A 19670-nucleotide genomic window follows, 5' to 3' on the forward strand; every position below is an offset into this window, starting at 1 on the left:
CGGATCCGGTACGGCGGCGGGGGTGCCCGCCGGCCCCGTACGGCAGCTCTGAGGTGCCGTACGGTCACCGTGCGTACATCGCCTCCGGGCCATCCGCCGGCCATCCGATCCTCACGCGCTGTTCGCTGTCCGTCTTTCGGGACGGAGCGGCTGCACCTCACCCGCGCCGGTTACGGTGTAGGAACCATGAGCGCTTCGCAGAACTCCGACGTCCCCACCCTTCTGGTCAAGATCTTCGGGAAGGACCGTCCCGGGATCACCGCCGGACTCTTCGACACACTCGCCGCCTACTCCGTCGATGTCGTCGACATCGAACAGGTCGTCTCCCGCGGCCGGCTCGTCCTCTGTGCCCTGGTCACCGCGCCCACCGCGGCCGGCACCGACGAGGGGGAGCTCCGGGCCACCGTCCACAGCTGGGCCGAATCCCTCAAGCTCCAGGCCGAGATCATCTCCGGCACCGGCGACAACCGGCCGCGCGGCAGCGGCCGGTCCCATGTGACCGTGCTGGGACATCCGCTGACCGCCGAGGCGACCGCGGCCATAACCGCCACGATCAGCTCGACCGGCGGAAACATCGACCGTATCTTCCGGCTCGCCAAGTACCCCGTCACCGCGGTGGAATTCGCGGTCTCCGGGGCCGAGACGGAGGCGCTGCGCACCGCGCTGGCGACCCGCTCATCCGAGATCGGGGTCGATGTGGCCGTGGTCTCCTCGGGTCTGCACCGGCGGGCGCAGCGGCTGGTGGTGATGGATGTGGACTCGACCCTGATCCAGGACGAGGTCATCGAGCTGTTCGCGGCCCACGCGGGGTGCGAGGAGAAGGTCGCGGAGGTCACGGCCGCCGCGATGCGCGGGGAGCTGGACTTCGAGCAGTCGCTGCACGCGCGGGTGGCGCTGCTGGCGGGGCTCGACGCCTCGGTGGTGGACAAGGTGCGGTCCGAGGTGCGGATGACCCCCGGCGCCCGGACCCTGATCCGTACGCTCAAGCGGCTCGGTTTCCAAGTCGGGGTCGTCTCGGGCGGTTTCACCCAGGTCACCGACGATCTTCAGGAGCGGCTGGGGCTGGACTTCGCCTCGGCGAACACGCTGGAGATAGTGGACGGGAAGCTGACCGGCCGGGTGACCGGGGAGATCGTCGACCGCGCGGGCAAGGCCCGGCTGCTGCGCCGGTTCGCGGCCGAGGCCGGGGTGCCGCTCTCCCAGACCGTGGCCATCGGCGACGGTGCCAATGATCTGGACATGCTCAACGCGGCCGGTCTCGGGGTGGCGTTCAACGCGAAGCCGCTGGTCCGTGAGGCCGCGCACACGGCGGTGAATGTGCCCTTCCTGGACACGGTGCTCTATCTGCTGGGCATCACCCGCGAGGAGGTCGAACTCGCGGACAGCGAGGACGGCGAGGCCACCGCCCACTGAGGCGGCGGATCACGGCCCACCCCCGGCCCCGACGAGGCCCCGGCGCGCAGCTGCGCGCCGGGGCCGTGTTCATGGGCGGGTGCGGATGGACGCGGACGGATACGGGTGCGGGATCCGCCGGCGCGGAGTGGATCCGGGGTACGGGGCCGGCCGGCGCCGCGCGGGCCGCTCAGTCGTGCGGGGTCCAGAAGCCGGTCAGCCTTCCGACTCCGTGCTCCAGGGACTTCCAGGAACCGGTGAACTCGACGGTGGCGAAGGCCGAGGTCGGAAAGCCGCTGCGGTTCATCCGGGGCAGCAGGTCGCCCTCCGCCTCGCCGCTGAGCGCGTCGGCGAGGGCGTGCATCCCGGGGTTGTGACCGATGACGAGGAGGTCACCGACGTCGTCCGGGGTCTCATTGAGCAGCGCGATCAGCTCGCCGAGGGAGGCTTCGTACACTCGGTCCTCGTACACCGTCCTGGGGCGCTGGGGCAGCTCATGGACGGCGAGCTTCCAGGTCTCGCGGGTTCTCGCGGCGGTCGAGCAGAGGGCGAGATCGAAGGCGATTCCCGATTCGGCGAGCCTGCGGCCGGCGACGGGGGCGTCCATCCGGCCCCGGTCGGCGAGCGGACGGTCGTGGTCGGAGGAGTCCGACCACTCGGCCTTGGCATGTCGGAGGAGAACGATCCTGCGGGGTACGGAAGGTCCGGGGGGTGTCCCTCCGGACGATGTGGCGACGCTCATGCATCCCAGCTTCGCATGAAATGCGCCAGCGGGCGCGGGGTGTTGGCGGGCTCACCGGCGCCGCCGGCGTCTTCCCCGGGGCACGGCGGGCGGGTCCGCGCGCGGTCCGCGCACCGGGCGCACCGGCGGCTCGCGGGGACAGCGGTGCGGCGGGGCACGGTGGCGGGCGGACCGGGGCGCGGAGGCGTACGGGGCACGGGGACCTGCGGGCGTGCGGGGCGGGTCGCGGAGGCGTACGGGCAGGCGCGGCGATGGCCGGCGGACAGGACAGACCATGGGGCGGGGCGGCTCGGTCAGCGGGTGAGCAGTTGATGTACGGAGACGAGGAGGGCCCGGAAGCCGGCCTCGGCGTCGCCGGCGGTGTGGGACCGGGCCTGCGCGGGGTCCGTCATCAGGCCGAACAGCGCGACGAAGGCGAGCACCGGCAGCGCCAGCGCCCACCACGGCAGACGCACACCGACGCCGTCCCTGGCCTGGGTGGTGGTGGGCCGGTGGGCCGCCATGATCGCCTCCGTGGGTCCGGACATCCATGCGTCCGCGGTTGATGGTTCAACGCTACGGACCGCGGAAGCGCGGCCATATCCGGAGACCCACCCACTTCACCCTGAGGCTCACCCCCTAAGGGATGCTGGTGCGGGCCCCCGTCGGCCACCCGGGCACCGTCCGGAGCCGCCTCCGGCGTACGGCACCGAACGCCGGATCGCGCCGCATTCCGGCACGGGACGGGCGGACGCACGACGACACGGGACGGGTGGACGTACGGCGGTGCGGCCGGGGCGAGCGGCACCGCGGCGGACCGCGCGGACGAGGGCCGGGCGGACCCGGTGGCCAACGGCCCTATCAGGGTGAGGCGATGGTCGCGATGATTCCGATGACCACGAAGAGGCCGATGATCAGCGCGAAGATCTGGAGAAGCTTCTTCTGGCCGTTCTGGGGATGCGGATCGAGCACTGGCATGGGTTCAGTCTCGCATCCCGGCCCCGGCTCCGGTCAGCGGGTCCCCGGCTCGCGGTTCCCGGCGCCGGAGCGCCGGGCCGCGACCGCGAGCGCGGTCAGCCGGACGGCAGGGGCTGATGGCTGACCCAGACCGCGCGGATCTCCTTCCAGCAGCGGTCGGTGAGGACCACGTACCCCGCCGGGTAGACATCGGCGGACGCGCTGTCCACGTCGATGTCCCACCAGCGCTCGCACTCGATGTGCAGCCGTACCCGGTCCACCGCCGGAAACGGGTTCTGGCAGTAGGCCGTGGCGTACGACCCCTCGGTCTCGGTACGGCAGTCGGCCTCGTACCGCGGCCGTTCCGGTTCCGGTGGAGCGTGGCCGCGCTGCTGGGAGAAGGCGACGGGGGTCGCCCAGAGCAGAAGCGTCACCGCGGCCAGTACGGGCGCCGAGCGCCGGATCGTGTGCATGAAGCAGGAACCTCCTCGGCCGTACTGCGGCCCGATCGCCGCGGCTGCACCACAAGGGGGATTGCCTCTTCAGCCTGGCCGCAACGGCGGCGCACCGCGCGCCCTGGGGGCCGAACGGGCGACGCCCCGCTCCCCCGCGCGACGGGCGGGGGAACGGGGCGCCGGGGCGTACGCGGCAGGGCTACGCGCCCATCATGTGGACGCCGCCGTCCACATGCACGATCTCGCCGGTGGTGCTGGGGAAGAAGTCGGAGAGGAGTCCGACGACACCCCGGCCGGCGGGCTCCGGGTCGGACAGGTCCCAGCCGATCGGGGCGCGGTGGTTCCAGACGTCCGCCAGCTCCTCGAAACCGGGGATCGACTTGGCGGCCATCGACTTGATCGGGCCGGCCGAGATCAGATTGCAGCGGATGTTCCGCGCGCCCAGGTCACGGGCGAGGTAGCGGTTGGTGGACTCCAGGGCCGCCTTGGCGACACCCATCCAGTCGTACTTCGGCCAGGCGACCTGCGCGTCGAAGGTGAGGCCGACGACCGAGCCGCCGCGCTCCATCAGCGGCAGACAGGCCATCGTGAGCGACTTGTAGGAGTACGCCGAGACCTGGACGGCGGTGGAGACGTCCTCCCAGCTCCCCTCCAGGAAGTTGAAGGCGCCCTGGGGGCCGAAGGCGATCGAGTGCACGATGCCGTCGAGTCCGGAATCGTCCGAGGAGTGCTCCCGGATCCGGTCCGCGAGGCCGTCCAGGTGCTCCTGGTTGGTGACATCCAGCTCGATCACGGGCACGGGCTTGGGCAGCCGCTTGGCGATGCGCTCCACCAGGGAGAGCCGCCCGAAGCCGGTGAGGATGACCTCCGCGCCCTCGTTCTGCGCCACCTTGGCGGCGTGGAAGGCGATGGATGACTCGGTGAGAACACCCGTGACGAGAATGCGCTTTCCGGCGAGAATTCCGCTCATATCGGTCAGTGACCCATTCCCAATCCGCCGTCAACGGGAATGACGGCTCCAGTGATGTACGAGGCGTCGTCGGAGGCCAGGAAGCGCACGGTGGCGGCGATTTCCTCCGGCTGCGCGTACCGGCCGAGCGGCACCTGCGCGACGATGCCCGCGCGCTGGTCCTCGGTGAGGACCTTGGTCATGTCGGTGTCGACGAATCCGGGCGCGACGACATTGAAAGTGATGTTCCGCGAGCCGAGCTCGCGGGCCAGGGAGCGGGCGAATCCGACCAGCCCGGCCTTGGAGGCGGCGTAATTGGCCTGCCCCGCCGAGCCGAGCAGCCCCACGACCGAGGAGATCAGCACAACGCGGCCCTTCTTGGCGCGCAGCATGCCGCGGTTGGCGCGCTTGACCACGCGGAAGGTGCCGGTGAGGTTGGTGTCGAGGACGGAGGTGAAGTCCTCCTCGGACATGCGCATCAGGAGCTGGTCCCGGGTGACGCCGGCATTGGCGACCAGCACCTCCACCGGGCCGTGGTGCTCCTCGATCTCCTTGTACGCCTGCTCGACCTGCTCGGCCTCGGTGATGTCGCACTTCACCGCGAGGAAGCCCTCCGGGGGCTCACCGGAACGGTAAGTGATCGCGACTTTGTCACCTGCGTCGGCGAATGCGCGGGCGATGGCGAGGCCGATGCCCCGGTTTCCTCCGGTGACGAGAACCGAGCGGCTCAACGGATCACCCTTTCCATAGTGGTCGTGGTATCTCCGAAACTATCGGTCCGGCCGCCCCGACGGGGAATCGATCACTGACAGCGACGTCACCGGCTCACTGTCGGGTCTCTACAGAAATACTCCAGCGGCTCTCCGGTCATACTCCGCCCGCTCACCGGCCGGCGGCTTCCGCTCCGCCGCGGCGGCGGCCCGGCCCGGGCGCCGGTCGCCCGGTGGAGCCGGCGGCGGCCGCACCGCCCGCTCCACATGATTCACTGCGGATCTGTAGTCGTGCCGGCCGTGACCCGGCCGAGAAGAGGAGGGCACCTGTGCCCCACGAGATCGATCAGACCTTTCTGGCGCTGCCGCTGCGCTCCCTCGCCGACGCGGCGCTCGCGCGGGCCAGGGCGCTCGGCGCCGACCACGCGGATTTCCGGTTCGAGCGGGTGCGCAGCGCGTCCTGGCGGCTGCGCGACGCCAAGCCCGCCGCTTCGTCCGACACCACCGATCTCGGCTATGCGGTACGGGTCGTCCACGGCGGGGCCTGGGGGTTCGCCTCCGGGGTCGACATGACCATGGACGCCGCCGCGAAGGTCGCGAGCCAGGCCGTCGCCATGGCGAAGCTCTCCGCCAAGGTGATCGCCGCCGCCGGGTCGCGGGAGCGGGTGGAGCTGGCCGATGAGCCGGTCCACTCGGAGAAGACCTGGATCTCGGCGTACGAGATCAACCCCTTCGACGTCGCCGCCGAGGAGAAGACCGCGCTGCTCGCCGAGTGGAGCGGGCGGCTGCTCGGGGCGAACGGTGTCGCGCACGCGGACGCCTCGCTGCTGACCGTGCAGGAGAACAAGTTCTACGCGGACACGGCGGGCACCGTCACCACGCAGCAGCGGGTCCGGCTCCATCCGCAGGTCACCGCCGTCGCGGTGGACGAGACCACCGGTGAGTTCGACTCGATGCGGACCATCGCTCCCCCGGTGGGCCGGGGCTGGGAGTATCTGACCGGCACCGGCTGGGACTGGGACACGGAGCTGGAGGAGATCCCCGGGCTGCTCGCGGAGAAGATGCGCGCCCCGAGTGTGGAGGCCGGGCGGTACGACCTGGTGGTCGACCCGTCCAATCTCTGGCTCACCATCCACGAGTCCATCGGGCATGCGACCGAGCTGGACCGGGCGCTCGGCTACGAGGCGGCGTACGCCGGTACCTCCTTCGCCACCTTCGACAAGCTGGGGAAGCTGGAGTACGGCTCGTCGGTGATGAATGTGACCGGTGACCGGACCGCCGAGCACGGGCTGGCGACGATCGGTTACGACGACGAGGGGGTGCGGGCCCAGTCCTGGGATCTGATCAAGGACGGGACCCTGGTCGGGTACCAGCTGGACCGGCGGATCGCGAAGCTCACCGGGCTGGGGCGGTCCAATGGCTGCGCCTACGCCGACTCCCCCGGCCATGTGCCGGTGCAGCGGATGGCGAATGTGTCGCTGAAGCCCGCGCCGGGCGGTCTGTCGACGGAGGATCTGATCGGCGGGGTCGAGCGCGGCATCTATGTGGTCGGCGACCGGTCCTGGTCCATCGACATGCAGCGGTACAACTTCCAGTTCACCGGGCAGCGGTTCTTCCGGATCGAGAACGGGCGGCTCGCGGGACAGCTGCGGGATGTGGCGTACCAGGCCACGACGACCGAGTTCTGGGGCTCCATGGAGCAGGCGGGCGGCCCGCAGACCTATGTTCTCGGCGGTGCCTTCAACTGCGGCAAGGCGCAGCCGGGGCAGGTCGCGGCCGTGTCGCACGGCTGCCCGTCCGCCCTCTTCCGGGGCGTGAACATCCTCAACACCACGCAGGAGGCCGGACGATGAGCCGCCGCACCAGCAAGCCGTCCGAGATCGTCGAGCGGGCCCTCGAGCTCTCCACGGCGGACGGCTGTGTCGTCATCGCCGACGAGCAGTCGTCGGCCAATCTGCGCTGGGCCCGGAACGCGCTCACCACCAACGGTGTGACCCGGGGGCGGACCGTCACCATCGTCGCCACCGTCGACGGGGCGCGGGGCACCGCCTCCGGGGTGGTCTCCCGGTCCGCGGTGACCGCCGCCGATCTGGAGCCGCTGGTCCGGGCCGCCGAGGACGCGGCCCGGAAGTCGGAGCCGGCCGAGGACGCGCAGCCACTGGTGGCCGGGGGCGCGACGGCGCCCGGCTTCACCGAGGCGCCCGCCGAGACGTCGTCCGCCGTCTTCACCGACTTCGCGCCGGCGCTCGGGGAGGCGTTCGCGCGGGCGCGCGAGGGCGGGCGGGAGCTGTACGGCTTCGCCAACCACGAGATGACCTCCACCTATCTGGGGACGTCGACGGGGGTGCGGCTCCGCCACGACCAGCCCAACGGGACGCTGGAGCTGAACGCGAAATCGCCGGACGGCTCCCGGTCGGCGTGGGCCGGGCGGTCCACCCAGGACTTCACGGATGTGGATCCGGGGGTGCTCGACGCGGAGCTGGAGCAGCGGCTGCGCTGGGCGGAGCGGCGGGTGGAGCTGCCGGCCGGGCGGTACGAGACGCTGCTGCCGCCGACCGCCGTCGCCGATCTGCTGATCTACCAGTTCTGGTCGTCGACGGCCCGGGACGCGGCCGAGGGCCGGACGGTCTTCTCCAAGCCGGGCGGCGGTACGCGGGTCGGTGAGACGCTCTCGCCGCTGCCGCTCACGCTGCGCAGCGATCCGGCGGAGCCGGGCCTTCAGTCGTCGCCCTTCGTGATCGCGCACTCGTCGGGGGACGACGCCTCCGTCTTCGACAACGGGCTGCCGCTCACCGCGACGGAGTGGGTGCGGGAGGGGAGGCTGGAGCATCTGGTCACCACCCGGCACAGCGCGGGGCTGACCGGGCTGCCGGTGGCGCCCGGGGCCGGGAATCTGATCCTGGACGGCGGGGGCGCGCGGTCGACGGCGGAGATGGTGGCGGCGACGGAGCGCGGACTGCTGCTGACCTGCCTCTGGTACATCCGTGAGGTGGACCCGGCGACTCTGCTGTTGACGGGGCTGACCAGGGACGGTGTCTATCTGGTGGAGAACGGCGAGGTCACCGGGGCGGTGAACAACTTCCGCTTCAATGAGTCGCCGGTGGATCTGCTCTCCCGGGCCACCGAGGCGGGCCGCACCGAGAAGACGCTGCCGCGCGAATGGGGCGACTGGTTCACCCGGGCCGCGATGCCCACGCTCCGGGTCCCGGATTTCAATATGAGTTCGGTGAGCCAGGGCGTATAACCTCGGAGGGGGCCGGGCCGCACGGGCCGCCCTCGTGATCCGTACCGGATCACCCCGGTACCGGATCACCCCGGTACCGAAGCATCCACGCACCGAATCATCCATGCACCGAGGAGACACGAGAGCTGTGACGGACATCGTCGACGAGTTGCAGTGGCGCGGGCTGATCGCCCTGTCCACTGACGAGGACGCATTGAGGAAGGCGTTCGCGGACGGGCCCGTCACGTTCTATTGCGGCTTCGACCCGACCGCGTCCAGTCTCCATCTGGGAAATCTGGTGCAGATCCTCACCCTGCGCCGGATCCAGCTCGCCGGGAACCGGCCGCTGGGCCTGGTCGGCGGGGCCACGGGCCTCATCGGTGACCCCAAGCCGAATGCGGAGCGGACACTGAACGCTCCCGAGGTCGTCGCCGACTGGGTGGGCCGGCTGCGCGGGCAGATCGAGCGGTTCCTCGATTTCGAGGGTCCGTACGCGGCCCGGATGGTCAACAACCTGGACTGGACGCAGGGCCTCTCGGCGATCGAATTCCTGCGGGACGTCGGCAAGTACTTCCGGGTCAACAAGATGATCGCGAAGGAGGCGGTCGCGCGGCGGCTGAACTCGGACGCGGGCATCAGCTACACCGAATTCAGCTACCAGATCCTTCAGGGGATGGACTACCTGGAGCTGTACAAGCGGTACGGCTGCACGCTCCAGACCGGTGGCAGTGACCAGTGGGGCAATCTCACCGCCGGTACGGATCTGATCCACCGGGTCGAGCCGGAGGCGGCGGTGCATGCCCTGGCCACCCCGCTGATCACCAAGTCCGACGGCACCAAGTTCGGCAAGACGGAGTCCGGCACGATCTGGCTGGACGCGGACCGGACCAGCCCGTACGCCTTCTACCAGTTCTGGCTGAACGCGGACGACCGGGACGTTTCCAAGTTCCTGCGGATCTTCAGCTTCCGGTCCCGCGAGGAGATCGAGGAGCTGGAGCGGCTGACCGAGGAGCGTCCGCAGGCGCGGGCGGCTCAGCGGGCGCTGGCGGAGGAGCTGACGACGCTGGTGCACGGGGCCGGCGAGTGCGCGGCCGCGGTGTACGCGTCGAAGGCGCTCTTCGGCCAGGGTGAGCTGGGGGAGCTGGACGAGGCGACCCTGCGGGCGGCCCTCTCCGAGCTGCCGCGGGCGAAGGTCGCCGAGCTCGCGCCGGTGGTCGATCTCTTCGCCGAGGTCGGCCTGGTGGCCAGCAAGTCGGCGGCCCGCCGGACCGTGAAGGAGGGCGGGGCCTACGTGAACAACGTCAAGGTCACGGCCGAGGACGCGGTCCCGGCGCGGGAGGAGCTGCTGCACGGGCGGTGGCTGGTGCTGCGCCGGGGCAAGAAGAACCTGGCGGCGGTCGAGATCGGCTGAGCCGGCGGGCGTGTGACGGGAAGCGGCGGCGGTGCGGGAGTCATCCCGTACCGCCGCCGCTCTCCGTCGGTCCCCGGATGCGCACCGGAGCCCGGGCAGGTCAGGTGCGCTGTCTGTTGCCGCGCAGGGCGACCCACGCGCGGTCACCGATGAACACCAGCAGGACCGCGAAGACCAGCTGGAGCGCGTGGCGGCCCCAGTCGAAGCCGGGGGTCTCCTCGATGCCCATTCCGCCGGCGGCCCAGTTGCCCAGTACCGCGCCACCGATACCGCAGATCGTGGCGAGCCACAAAGGGAGATGCTGCTTTCCCGGCAGAATCGCCTTGGCGATCAAGCCCAGAACGAATCCCACGATGATCGCCCACAACCAGCCCATGGCTGCCTCCTCGTACGGCTCAGAGTGAGCAGTTACGCCGTCAGTCTCGGGCCATACGCCATACGGCGCATGTCGGGGGCGCCCATACGCGCTACGGCGCACTCCGGGTACGCATCCGGCGCCCGCCCCCGCTCTCGTGGGCGGGGGAAGGGCGGCGTACCGTGGAATCGGCCCGGGCCGGGGAGCGTCCGGCGGCGAATCAGGCGGTGGAATGTGATGCGGAAGCAGGCGAACGGGGAGGTTTTCCGGATCACCGGGGCCCGGCAGGGGCTCGGCGACGATGTGCGCGGCCGGCAGCGGCGCTATGTGATCTCCATGTCGGTGCGGACGCTGTCGGTGGTCCTCGCCGCGCTGCTGTGGAATGTGGAGCGCTATGTGGCGATTGTGGCGCTGATTCTCGGCACCTTCCTCCCCTACGTCGCCGTGGTGATCGCCAACGCCGGCCGGGAGAACATTCCCTCGCTCCCCTCGACCTTCGTTCCCTCACCGGGGCGGCCCAGGCTCACCGCCGGACCGGACGAGCGGGAGGCCGCGGAGGGGGCGCCGCGATCGGCGCAGGCGGAATCCGACACGGAACGCACCGGGTATGGCGAGTGGAGCGGCCGGACCGGGGAAGCGGGCTAAAACCCCGCGTACAGCGCGGCTTTCGGCGACGAGGGGGGCGAGCGGAAACCGGGCTGATTGCCCGAGCCCCCCAGCCTTCAAACCTCGGCAAAAGCTCCGACTGAATCATGAAGTTCCGGTGCACCGCACCCCGTTACCCGTGACATACTTCGTACGCGCTCCGCATCCCCCGTCGGAGCGACAGACCGACGTCGGGCAGCTCCCCCCGTGGCTGCCCGACGTCGTTGTGTGTGGGCAGCGACCTGCGTGGACAATGACCGGATGAGTGAAGACACCCCGATCTGTTCCGCCAAGGGCTGCCGCGCGCCGGCGGTGTGGGTACTGGCCTGGAACAATCCGAAACTGCACACGCCGGAGCGGCGCAAGACCTGGCTTGCCTGCGAGGAGCACCGCGAGCATCTGTCTCAGTTCCTGAGTGTGCGCGGTTTCCTCAAGGATGTGGTGAGGCTGGAGGAGTGGGACGCCGGACGGGAGGGATGACCTCTGGTGGAGGCCGACACCAATGAGGACGTCCGGGACGCCTCCGGAGTTCCCCTCAACTCGGCCTTTTTTCATGGTCTTTCCGCGGACCGCCGGGACCCGGCTGTTCCGGCGGCCCGCGGCGCCCCTCGGGGGGCGGGGTGCTCAGCCGCCGATCGCGGACATCGGGCGGTCCGGCTGGAGGAACGACGGATCGTCCAGCCCCGAGCCCGCCTTCTTCCCCCACATCGCCTGCCGCCAGATCGCGGCCAGCTCCTCATCGGACGCGCCCGAGCGCAGGGCGCCGCGGAGATCGGTCTCCTCGCGGGCGAAGAGGCAGTTGCGCACCTGTCCGTCCGCGGTGAGCCGGGTCCGGTCGCAGGCGTGGCAGAAGGGGCGGGTGACGGAGCCGATCACTCCGACCCGGTGCGGGCCGCCGTCCACGATCCACCGCTCGGCGGGGGCCGAGCCGCGCCGCTCGTCCTGCTCGGGGGTGAGGGTGAAGCGGGTGCGCAGCGACTCCAGGATGTCACCCGCGGTGATCATGCCCTCCCGCTTCCAGCCGTGCTGGGCGTCGAGCGGCATCTGCTCGATGAAACGCAGCTCATAGGAGTGCTCGACGGCCCAGGCCAGCAGGTCGGGGGCCTCGTCGTCATTGAGTCCGGGCATCAGGACCGTGTTGACCTTGACCGGGGTCAGGCCGGCCTCCCGGGCGGCCAGGAGGCCGTCCAGGACGTCCTGGTGGCGGTCCCGGCGGGTCAGGGTCTTGAAGACCTCGGGCCGCAGGGTGTCCAGGGAGACGTTGACCCGGTCCAGGCCGGCGTCCCGCAGCGCGGCGGCGGTGCGCCGCAGGCCGATGCCGTTGGTGGTGAGCGACATCCGGGGGCGCGGCGCGAGCGCGGCACAGCGCTCCACGATGGAGGCGAGGCCGCGCCGCAGCAGCGGCTCCCCGCCGGTGAAGCGGACCTCGGTGACCCCGAGGAGGGTGACGGCCGTCCCGATCAGCCGGACGATCTCGTCGTCGGTGAGCAGCTCGGGCTTGGCGAGCCACTGAAGCCCTTCCTCGGGCATGCAGTAGGTGCAGCGCAGATTGCACCGGTCGGTCAGTGAGACGCGCAGGTCAGTGGCCACCCGGCCGTGGGTGTCGAGCAGCATCGCGGCCCTCCTCCCCAGCGAGGCTCGGTATCCGCCGACGCGGATCTTCTCTTCGAGCCTACGCCAGGGGCCCGGCGGCACCGAGCCCGCGGGACCGGCACCGGCGCCGGCCCGGCGCTCCGGAGGTGTCCGGGGGCGCCGGGCCGGGAGCGGCGGGCGGGCGGGCCGGGACGACCGGCCGGCGGTGAACGGGGTCAGTGCGCCCCGGTCCCGGTGAGCGACTTGACCTCCAGCTCCGCGTATTTGCCCGCGTCCGGCTTCTCCTTGGAGAGCACCGAGCCGAGCCAGCCGAGCAGGAAGCCCAGCGGGATGGAGACCAGCCCGGGGTTCTCCAGCGGGAACCAGTAGAAGTCCGCGTTCTTGAACATCGAGGTGGGCTTCCCCGAGACAACCGGCGAGAAGAGCACCAGGAGGACGGAGGAGGCGAGGCCGCCGTAGATCGACCAGAGCGCCCCCTGGGTGGTGAAGCGCTTCCAGAAGAGGCTGTAGAGGATCGTCGGGAGATTCGCCGAGGCGGCGACCGCGAAGGCGAGCGCCACCAGTCCGGCGACATTGAGATCGCGGGCGAGCGCGCCGAGGGCGATCGAGACGACGCCGATGGCGACGGTGGCCCAGCGGGCGGCCCTGACCTCCTCCTTCTCGGTGGCCTGGCCCCGGCGGATGACATTGGCGTAGATGTCGTGGGCGAAGGACGAGGAGGAGGCGAGGGTCAGCCCCGCGACCACCGCGAGAATGGTGGCGAAGGCGACCGCGGAGATCACCGCCAGCAGGATCGCGCCGCCCGCGGAGTCGGTTCCGCCGATATGGAGGGCGAGCAGCGGTGCCGCCGTGTTCCCGGCCTTGTTGGATTCACTGATCTCGGCGGGTCCGACGATCGCCGCGGCGCCGAAGCCGAGGGCGATGGTCATCAGGTAGAAGGCGCCGATGATGCCGATCGCCCAGTTCACCGACTTCCGGGCGGCCTTCGCCGTGGGGACGGTGTAGAAGCGGATGAGGATGTGCGGCAGTCCCGCGGTGCCGAGGACGAGGGCGATGCCGAGCGAGATGAAGTCCAGTTTGGAGATCTCGGTCGCGCCGTACTTGAGGCCGGGCTCCAGGAAGGCGGTCCCCTTGCCGCTCTTCTCCGCGGCGGTGCCGAGGAGATCGGAGATGTTGAAGTTGAACTTCAGCAGCACCAGGAACGTGATGAGAAGCGTGCCGGCGATGAGGAGGACGGCCTTGACCATCTGCACCCAGGTGGTGCCCTTCATGCCGCCGATGGTGACGTAGAGGATCATCAGAATGCCGACGAGGGCGACGATGAGGATCTTGCCGCCGTCGTTGGTGATGCCGAGGAGGAGCGAGACCAGGACGCCGGCTCCGGCCATCTGGGCGAGCAGATAGAAGATGGAGACCACGATGGTGGAGGTGCCGGCCGCGGTGCGGACGGGGCGCTGGCGCATCCGGTAGGCGAGTACGTCGCCCATGGTGAAGCGGCCGGAATTGCGCAGCGGCTCCGCGACCAGGAGCAGGGCGACCAGCCAGGCGACCAGGAAGCCGATGGAGTAGAGGAAGCCGTCGTAGCCGAAGAGGGCGATGGCGCCCGCGATGCCGAGGAACGAGGCGGCGGACATGTAGTCGCCGGAGATCGCCAGGCCGTTCTGGAAGCCGGTGAACTGGCGTCCGCCCGCGTAGAAGTCGGCGGCGCTCTTGGTCTGGCGGCCCGCCCAGACGGTGATGACGAGGGTCGCCACGACGAAGGCGGCGAAGAGGGTGATGATCAGCGGCCGGTGCTCGGTGGTGGCGCTCTGCGCGGCCAGCGGGCCGGCGAGCACGGTGTCCGGTGCCGTCATGGCCCGTTCGGCGAAGTGGAGCGTACGGCTCACAGGTCGGCCTCCATCCGGTTCTTGATGGCGTCGGCCCTGGGGTCGAGCTCGGCCGCCGCGTGGCGGGAGTAGAACCACGCGATGAGGAAGGTGGTGGCGAACTGGGCGAGGCCGAGAACGAGGGCCACATTGATGTTGCCGAAGACCTTGGTGCCCATGAATCCGCCGGCGTAGCTGGAGAGCAGGACGTACAGCAGATACCAGGCGATGAAGGCGACGGTCAGCGGGAAGGCGAAGGAACGGTAGGTCCGGCGGAGTTCGCCGAACTCCGCGCTCCGCTGCACCGCGATGAACTGCTCCGTCGTGGGCTGTGCGGGGCCGGTGCCGGTGTCACCGGGCGGCGGCGGGGGTGCGTCGGTTGCCACGGAATCTCCTCGTGACGCGGGAGCGGTGGGGATGGACAAAGCGACCTCGATCAAGCGGTGTCAGGGGGCGGTTTGATGTTGCTCCACCCCCTGACAACGGCACGGAGAGCGCGCCGGAGCGGTTCAACATCGGCCTTTTTTCTTCGAGATCTTCGAATCGCCGGCACTTTTACGCCTGTATGGATTGATGCTGATCAAGCCGGGTTGGTAGCTTCGCTGGTCATGTACCCGCCCAACGCACCCGGTGTCCGGGCGGACTTGACCGAATGATGTGGAGAACCCATGGCTCACCTGAGATCCGGACGGCGTCGCGCGATTGCGCTCCCCGCAGGTCTGGCGCTCACGGCCTCGCTCGGTTTCCTTCCGGCGGGAACGGCCACCGCCGCCACCGCCGTCGACAGCACCTCGGCTGTGGCGACGGCGGCGGCCGGCCCCAAGCTGTCGTATGTCGTGAACTTCAAGGTCGGAAAGAACACCGCGAAGGCGGTGAAGAAGGCGGTCACCAAGGCCGGCGGGTCCATAGTGATCTCGTATGACCGAATAGGCGTCATTGTCGTTCACTCGAAGAATGCCAACTTCGCCAAGACGATTCGCAAGACCAGTGGTGTGCACTCGGCCGGATCCACCCGTACGGCGCCGATCGGCGCCGCGGGCGACACCTCGGTGGGGACCGAGCGCCCGCTGAGCGCGAAGGAGGCCCGTGCCGCCGCGGCCCGCGCGAAGGCCGGCCAGGACCCGCTGGAGCCGTTGCAGTGGGGACTGCCCGCCATCAAGGCGGACAAGGCGCACGAGACCTCGATCGGCAGCAAGAAGGTCACGGTCGCCGTGATCGACACCGGGGTCGACGACACCCACCCCGATCTGAAGCCCAACTTCGACCGGGCCGCGTCGGTGAACTGTGTGACCGGCAAGCCGAACACCAAGGCCGGCGCCTGGCGCTCGGGTCCGCGCGAGAGCGGGCACGGCACCCATGTCGCGGGCACCATCGCCGCCGCGAAGAACAATGTCGGCGGCACCGGTGTCGCGCCGGGTGTGAAGGTCGCCGGCATCAAGGTCTCGAACGCGCAGGACCTCTTCTACACCGAGGCCGTGGTCTGCGGCTTCCTCTGGGCGGCCGACAAGGGCGTCGAGGTCACCAACAACAGCTACTACGTGGACCCGTGGCTGTTCAACTGCAAGACCAACGCGGACCAGAAGGCACTGGTCGAGGCGGTCACCCGGGCGACCAGGTACGCCGAGGGCAAGGGCGTGGTCAATGTCGCGGCGGCGGGCAACTCCGCGATGGACCTGGCGTCCAAGAAGCTGGTGGACGACTCCAGCCCCAATGACAACAACGCTCCGGTGAACCGGGTCATCGACCCGAGCAAGTGCCTGGACATCCCGACCCAGCTGCCGGGTGTGGTCACCACCTCCGCGCTGGGCGCGAAGAACCTGAAGTCGTCGTTCTCCAACTACGGCTACGACGTGGTCGACATCTCCGCCCCGGGCGGTGACGCGACCGAGTACCAGGCCCCCGACGCCCCGGGCACCAGCGGTCTGATCCTCTCCACACTGCCGGGCAACGAGTACGGCTGGGCGGCCGGCACCTCGATGGCCTCGCCGCATGTCGCGGGCGTGGTCGCGCTGATCAAGTCCAAGTACCCGAAGGCGTCCGTCGCGACGCTGAAGGCCAAGCTGTACGGCCAGGCGGACGACCGGGTGTGCACCAACCCGTACGACATCGACCGTGACGGTGTCATCGACGCGCTGTGCAAGGGCACCAGGGCGAAGAACTCGTTCTACGGAACGGGTGTCGCGGACGCGCTGGACGCGGTTCGCCGTTAGTCACCCGTGAACGGATGAGCGCGGGGGCCGGACGCGGATGCCGCGTCCGGCCCCTCTGCCCGGGTCACACCGGGCGCGCGTCCGGCTCCCGCGCGCCCGCGGTCCGGTGCGCCGCGAGCAGCCCGAGGGTGAGCAGCAGTTGCCCCGCGCTGTACAGGAACATGATCCAGAAATCGGGGACGGGCGGCTGCCGCCAGCCGGCCACCTCGACGGCGATGAGCAGGTCCGAGACCAGGAAGAGCGCACCGCCCGCGGCGGTGACCGGGCCCGGGACACTCGCCCGCCAGGCCATGACGGTGAGCAGCAGCGCGTACCCGGCGACCGGCACGCGCAGCCCGGCCGGGAGGTCGGGCCAGAGCAGGACGACGGTGACCGGGAGCAGAAGGGCGTAGAGCGCCGTGAGGGGGGCGGGGGCACGGCCCCGGCCGAAGAGGACGAGATAGCAGAGGTGTCCGGCGGCGAAGGACCCCATGCCGAGGAGGAAGGCCCACTCCGCGTCGGCGAGCAGGAGCACATCACCGCACCAGCCGAAGAGCAGGGCGATGACGAGCGGGCGCGGACCGCCCCGTACCGCGGCGTAGGCGGCGAGCAGCGGCATCAGCAGCGGCTTGGCGACGCGGTGGCCGAGTTCGGCGCCGGCGAGCAGCGAGCCGAGATCGGCGGCGACGGCCAGGCCGAGCGCGGCGAGCAGGATCGGCCCGAGGGCTTCGGGGGTCCGCGCGCGGAGGGCGGGGGCGGGGACGGTCATGGGGTCTGTCCTGGAGTGGGTGTGGTGGCGGGGAGCGTGAGGGCCGGCTGCCGGCCGGGACCGCGGAAGACCACGCCGGCGCGGATCCGCCAGGTGGGGGCGGCCCGGAGGTCGCGGGCGATGGCCGCGTACTCATGGGTGGCGACCCGGAGCGGATTGTGGGTGTCGATGTTCTTGGTGAGCCCGAAGACGGGTCTCTCCGTCTCGGGGGCGAAGGACCCGAAGAGCCGGTCCCAGACGATCAGGACGCCGCCGAAGTTGCGGTCGAGGTAGCCGCCCTGGGAGCCGTGGTGCACCCGGTGGTGGGAGGGGGTGTTGAGGAGGTACTCGAAGGGGCGCGGCAGCCGGCCGATCCGCTCGGTGTGCACCCAGAACTGGTAGACGAGGTTGAGGGAGGAGGCGAGGGCGAGCATCGCCGGATGCACCCCGCAGGCGATCAGCGGCAGATGGAAGGGCCAGACGGTGAGGCTGGTCCAGGGCTGGCGCACTGCGGTGGTGAGGTTGAATCTGCGGCTGGAGTGGTGGACCACATGGCAGGCCCACAGGATCCGCACGACATGGTGTCCCCGGTGGGACCAGTAGTAGAGGAAGTCCTGTCCGAGCAGGATCAGCGGAACGGTCCACCACAGGACCGGGACCCGGGCCGGGGTGAGTTCGTACACGGCCGTGTACACGGCCACGATCGGCACTTTCCAGATCAGGTCGAGGACGAGACTGCCGAGCCCCATGGCGATGCTGGTGGCGGTGTCCCGGGTCTCGTACCCGGCGGCGGCGGAGTCGGGGCGGAGCCGGCAGCTCACCATTTCCACGACGGTGAGCAGCACGAAGGCGGGTATCGACCACAGCACGACATCGGGCGGGTTCGGCATCTCTGCACGGTAGACGCGGAGGCCGGGGCGGGAACAGATGGTGTTACCGACAAGTATGTGAGACAGAATGTCAGCTTGCTTTGGTGACTTCCTCCAATGCGCCGGCCCGAGCGGCGGGGCGGCGGGGCCGTCGCGCGGCTCACCCGTCCGGCTCATGGGCGCCCCGGCCGGGTCCTCAAGTGCCGCCCCCGGTGCGAGCTTCACCACAGTCGCGCCGCGGCCGGCGGCGGGTGGGGACGCGGACACGCGGAAGTGAGGGCGGCGTACGGGCTCGGGGGGTGCGCCGACTCGTCCCCGCCTCCCGCGTCTTGGCGGAGGCGGGGCCCGCCGGCGGCTGTTTCCGGCCTCGGTACGGACGCCGGTGCGGGCCCGCCGGAGGCCGCGGCGCGGGTCCGGAGCGGTGCTCCGGGGAGCGCGGGGCGGGGCGCGCCGGGGCGCAAGGGCCTTACGGGCCAGTCGGATCCGTCGCTGTCAGTGGGGGCCCGTATTCTCTGTGACCATGCTCGACGACAGCACGACCGCAGCACCGGCGTGGCCGACCGCGTATCCACAGGGGTACGCGGTCGTCGACGTGGAGACCACCGGACTCGCCCGTGACGACCGGATAGTCTCCGCTGCCGTGTACCGGCTCGACTCCCTGGGGAATGTCGAGGACCACTGGTACACCCTGGTCAACCCGGAGCGGGATCCCGGCCCGGTGTGGATCCACGGGCTGACGAGCGAGGTGCTGGAGGGCGCTCCGCTCTTCGGGGAGATCTCCGCGGAGTTCTCCGCCCGGCTCGACGGGCGGGTGCTCGTCGCGCACAACGCCATCTTCGACTGGTCCATGATCGCCAGGGAGTACGCCAGGGCCGGGCACACCGCTCCGACCCGGCAGCGGCTGTGCACCATCGCCCTCGCCAAGGAGCTGGCGCTGCCGCTGCCCAACCACAAGCTGGAGTCGCTGGCCGCGCATTTCGGGGTCGTGCAGCAGCGGGCGCACCACGCGCTGGACGACGCGCGGGTGCTGGCGGAGGCGTTCCGGCCGAGTCTGCACCGGGCGGCCCGGGAGGGCGTGCGGCTGCCGCTGCTGGAGTGCCGCGCGCTCACCGAGTGGTCCGATTCGCCGGCGGTGCCGCGCGTCGGCCACCAGGCATCGCACGGCGGGCCGGGTGCCCCCTCCTTCGGCCGGTACGGGGCGGGCGGCTGGCGGCCGTCGCGGAAGCGGCCCGCGTGCCCCTTTCCCAATCCGGGCAGATACACGGCGGACAAGCCGCTCCGGCAGGGGATGCGGGTCGCCTTCTCGGGTGACACCTCCATCGACCGGGAGCTGCTGGAGGACCGGGCGGTCGAGGCGGGGCTGCACATCGCCACCAGCGTCTCCCGGCTGACCAGTCTGCTGGTGACCAACGACCCGGATTCGGCGACCTCCAAGACCGTCAAGGCCAGGACCTTCGGCACTCCGGTGATCGACGAGGCCGCTTTCACCCAGCTGCTGCGCGATGTGGCACCGGCCCAGAGCCCGTCCGGGCGGAAGGGCACGGCGGCGGGCGGGAGCTGAGCCGGCCGCCGCGACCCGGCAGACGGG

20 protein-coding genes are annotated in these 19670 nt (G+C 70.6%); 8 read left to right on the plus strand and 12 right to left on the minus strand.

The annotated features are described in order from the left end of the window. Positions 1 to 186 precede the first annotated feature (186 nt). Complete coding sequence (gene serB / locus AAFN69_RS24515; protein ID WP_347730884.1) at positions 187 to 1413, plus strand: phosphoserine phosphatase SerB; 1227 nt, start codon at positions 187 to 189, stop codon at positions 1411 to 1413. Positions 1414 to 1582: 169 nt separating this feature from the next. Here the strand turns inward: serB and AAFN69_RS24520 are convergent, their stop codons facing one another. From AAFN69_RS24520 to fabG, 6 genes are all read right to left on the minus strand, one after another. Further along, on the minus strand, positions 1583 to 2134 hold the full coding sequence (locus AAFN69_RS24520; RefSeq protein ID WP_347730885.1) for a histidine phosphatase family protein: 552 nt from the start codon (positions 2132 to 2134) through the stop codon (positions 1583 to 1585). A 293-nt stretch (positions 2135 to 2427) separates the two neighbouring features. Next, positions 2428 to 2637 (minus strand): hypothetical protein, encoded by a 210-nt coding sequence (locus AAFN69_RS24525; RefSeq protein ID WP_347731074.1) that lies wholly within the window; start codon positions 2635 to 2637, stop codon positions 2428 to 2430. 337 nt (positions 2638 to 2974) lie between these two features. Next, complete coding sequence (locus AAFN69_RS24530; RefSeq protein WP_347730886.1) at positions 2975 to 3091, minus strand: SGM_5486 family transporter-associated protein; 117 nt, start codon at positions 3089 to 3091, stop codon at positions 2975 to 2977. Positions 3092 to 3186: 95 nt separating this feature from the next. Next, positions 3187 to 3543 carry a hypothetical protein gene (locus AAFN69_RS24535; protein ID WP_347730887.1) on the minus strand — a complete coding sequence of 119 codons (357 nt, stop codon included), beginning with the start codon at positions 3541 to 3543 and terminating at the stop codon, positions 3187 to 3189. Between the two features lie 181 nt (positions 3544 to 3724). Then, a complete protein-coding gene (gene fabI / locus AAFN69_RS24540; protein ID WP_347730888.1) occupies positions 3725 to 4495 on the minus strand; it encodes an enoyl-ACP reductase FabI in 771 nt (256 codons plus the stop codon). Between the two features lie 5 nt (positions 4496 to 4500). After that, complete coding sequence (gene fabG / locus AAFN69_RS24545) at positions 4501 to 5205, minus strand: 3-oxoacyl-[acyl-carrier-protein] reductase (RefSeq protein ID WP_347730889.1); 705 nt, start codon at positions 5203 to 5205, stop codon at positions 4501 to 4503. Between the two features lie 308 nt (positions 5206 to 5513). On the opposite strand from fabG, the gene AAFN69_RS24550 reads away from it, so the two are divergent. The 3 genes from AAFN69_RS24550 (at position 5514) to tyrS (ending at position 9818) form a co-directional block, all read left to right on the plus strand. Then, the gene (locus AAFN69_RS24550; RefSeq protein WP_347730891.1) at positions 5514 to 7037 is read left to right on the plus strand and encodes a TldD/PmbA family protein; all 1524 of its coding nucleotides are present in this window, start codon (positions 5514 to 5516) and stop codon (positions 7035 to 7037) included. After that, the gene (locus AAFN69_RS24555) at positions 7034 to 8428 is read left to right on the plus strand and encodes a TldD/PmbA family protein (RefSeq protein ID WP_347730892.1); all 1395 of its coding nucleotides are present in this window, start codon (positions 7034 to 7036) and stop codon (positions 8426 to 8428) included. The genes AAFN69_RS24550 and AAFN69_RS24555 overlap by 4 nt, the downstream gene beginning before the upstream one ends. A 127-nt stretch (positions 8429 to 8555) precedes the next feature. Next, positions 8556 to 9818 (plus strand): tyrosine--tRNA ligase, encoded by a 1263-nt coding sequence (gene tyrS / locus AAFN69_RS24560; protein ID WP_347730893.1) that lies wholly within the window; start codon positions 8556 to 8558, stop codon positions 9816 to 9818. A gap of 100 nt (positions 9819 to 9918) precedes the next feature. On the opposite strand, the gene AAFN69_RS24565 is transcribed toward tyrS, so the two are convergent. Continuing rightward, positions 9919 to 10194, minus strand: coding sequence for a GlsB/YeaQ/YmgE family stress response membrane protein (locus AAFN69_RS24565; RefSeq protein WP_347730894.1), 276 nt, complete (start codon positions 10192 to 10194; stop codon positions 9919 to 9921). Positions 10195 to 10410: 216 nt separating this feature from the next. On the opposite strand from AAFN69_RS24565, the gene AAFN69_RS24570 reads away from it, so the two are divergent. Continuing rightward, positions 10411 to 10818 (plus strand): DUF3099 domain-containing protein, encoded by a 408-nt coding sequence (locus AAFN69_RS24570; RefSeq protein WP_347730895.1) that lies wholly within the window; start codon positions 10411 to 10413, stop codon positions 10816 to 10818. A gap of 261 nt (positions 10819 to 11079) precedes the next feature. After that, positions 11080 to 11298 carry a hypothetical protein gene (locus AAFN69_RS24575; protein ID WP_347730897.1) on the plus strand — a complete coding sequence of 73 codons (219 nt, stop codon included), beginning with the start codon at positions 11080 to 11082 and terminating at the stop codon, positions 11296 to 11298. Between the two features lie 144 nt (positions 11299 to 11442). On the opposite strand, the gene moaA is transcribed toward AAFN69_RS24575, so the two are convergent. From moaA to AAFN69_RS24590, 3 genes are all read right to left on the minus strand, one after another. Continuing rightward, entirely contained in the window at positions 11443 to 12432 is a 990-nt protein-coding gene (gene moaA, locus AAFN69_RS24580) for a GTP 3',8-cyclase MoaA (RefSeq protein WP_347730898.1), read from the minus strand. Between the two features lie 194 nt (positions 12433 to 12626). Then, the gene (locus AAFN69_RS24585; RefSeq protein WP_347731075.1) at positions 12627 to 14264 is read right to left on the minus strand and encodes a cation acetate symporter; all 1638 of its coding nucleotides are present in this window, start codon (positions 14262 to 14264) and stop codon (positions 12627 to 12629) included. 29 nt (positions 14265 to 14293) lie between these two features. After that, positions 14294 to 14662, minus strand: coding sequence for a DUF485 domain-containing protein (locus AAFN69_RS24590; RefSeq protein ID WP_347730899.1), 369 nt, complete (start codon positions 14660 to 14662; stop codon positions 14294 to 14296). A gap of 282 nt (positions 14663 to 14944) precedes the next feature. Between AAFN69_RS24590 and AAFN69_RS24595 the strand changes: the two genes are divergently transcribed. Beyond that, a complete protein-coding gene (locus AAFN69_RS24595) occupies positions 14945 to 16486 on the plus strand; it encodes a S8 family serine peptidase (protein WP_347730900.1) in 1542 nt (513 codons plus the stop codon). 64 nt (positions 16487 to 16550) lie between these two features. Here the strand turns inward: AAFN69_RS24595 and AAFN69_RS24600 are convergent, their stop codons facing one another. Continuing rightward, complete coding sequence (locus AAFN69_RS24600) at positions 16551 to 17234, minus strand: lysoplasmalogenase (RefSeq protein ID WP_347730901.1); 684 nt, start codon at positions 17232 to 17234, stop codon at positions 16551 to 16553. Continuing rightward, entirely contained in the window at positions 17231 to 18103 is an 873-nt protein-coding gene (locus tag AAFN69_RS24605; RefSeq protein ID WP_347730902.1) for a sterol desaturase family protein, read from the minus strand. The genes AAFN69_RS24600 and AAFN69_RS24605 overlap by 4 nt, the downstream gene beginning before the upstream one ends. Positions 18104 to 18602: 499 nt before the next feature. On the opposite strand from AAFN69_RS24605, the gene AAFN69_RS24610 reads away from it, so the two are divergent. Beyond that, positions 18603 to 19643 (plus strand): DEDDh family exonuclease, encoded by a 1041-nt coding sequence (locus AAFN69_RS24610; RefSeq protein ID WP_347730903.1) that lies wholly within the window; start codon positions 18603 to 18605, stop codon positions 19641 to 19643. The last annotated feature ends 27 nt before the right edge of the window (positions 19644 to 19670 follow it).

It is taken from the genome of Streptomyces sp. CAU 1734 (assembly GCF_039888735.1).
Taxonomy (GTDB): Bacteria; Actinomycetota; Actinomycetes; order Streptomycetales; family Streptomycetaceae; genus Streptomyces.

Excerpts from the sequence above, each read along its gene's own strand:
- AAFN69_RS24595 (WP_347730900.1), top strand. The coding sequence starts at position 14,945 with ATGGCTCACCTGAGATCCGGACGGCGTCGCGCGATTGCGCTCCCCGCA.
- moaA (WP_347730898.1), bottom strand. The coding sequence starts at position 12,432 with ATGCTGCTCGACACCCACGGCCGGGTGGCCACTGACCTGCGCGTCTCA.
- AAFN69_RS24520 (WP_347730885.1), bottom strand. The coding sequence starts at position 2,134 with ATGAGCGTCGCCACATCGTCCGGAGGGACACCCCCCGGACCTTCCGTA.
- AAFN69_RS24530 (WP_347730886.1), bottom strand. The coding sequence starts at position 3,091 with ATGCCAGTGCTCGATCCGCATCCCCAGAACGGCCAGAAGAAGCTTCTC.
- AAFN69_RS24605 (WP_347730902.1), bottom strand. The coding sequence starts at position 18,103 with ATGCCGAACCCGCCCGATGTCGTGCTGTGGTCGATACCCGCCTTCGTG.
- AAFN69_RS24565 (WP_347730894.1), bottom strand. The coding sequence starts at position 10,194 with ATGGGCTGGTTGTGGGCGATCATCGTGGGATTCGTTCTGGGCTTGATC.
- AAFN69_RS24570 (WP_347730895.1), top strand. The coding sequence starts at position 10,411 with ATGCGGAAGCAGGCGAACGGGGAGGTTTTCCGGATCACCGGGGCCCGG.
- AAFN69_RS24575 (WP_347730897.1), top strand. The coding sequence starts at position 11,080 with ATGAGTGAAGACACCCCGATCTGTTCCGCCAAGGGCTGCCGCGCGCCG.
- AAFN69_RS24535 (WP_347730887.1), bottom strand. The coding sequence starts at position 3,543 with ATGCACACGATCCGGCGCTCGGCGCCCGTACTGGCCGCGGTGACGCTT.
- AAFN69_RS24600 (WP_347730901.1), bottom strand. The coding sequence starts at position 17,234 with ATGACCGTCCCCGCCCCCGCCCTCCGCGCGCGGACCCCCGAAGCCCTC.
- AAFN69_RS24610 (WP_347730903.1), top strand. The coding sequence starts at position 18,603 with ATGCTCGACGACAGCACGACCGCAGCACCGGCGTGGCCGACCGCGTAT.
- AAFN69_RS24525 (WP_347731074.1), bottom strand. The coding sequence starts at position 2,637 with ATGGCGGCCCACCGGCCCACCACCACCCAGGCCAGGGACGGCGTCGGT.
- AAFN69_RS24555 (WP_347730892.1), top strand. The coding sequence starts at position 7,034 with ATGAGCCGCCGCACCAGCAAGCCGTCCGAGATCGTCGAGCGGGCCCTC.
- AAFN69_RS24585 (WP_347731075.1), bottom strand. The coding sequence starts at position 14,264 with ATGACGGCACCGGACACCGTGCTCGCCGGCCCGCTGGCCGCGCAGAGC.
- serB (WP_347730884.1), top strand. The coding sequence starts at position 187 with ATGAGCGCTTCGCAGAACTCCGACGTCCCCACCCTTCTGGTCAAGATC.
- fabI (WP_347730888.1), bottom strand. The coding sequence starts at position 4,495 with ATGAGCGGAATTCTCGCCGGAAAGCGCATTCTCGTCACGGGTGTTCTC.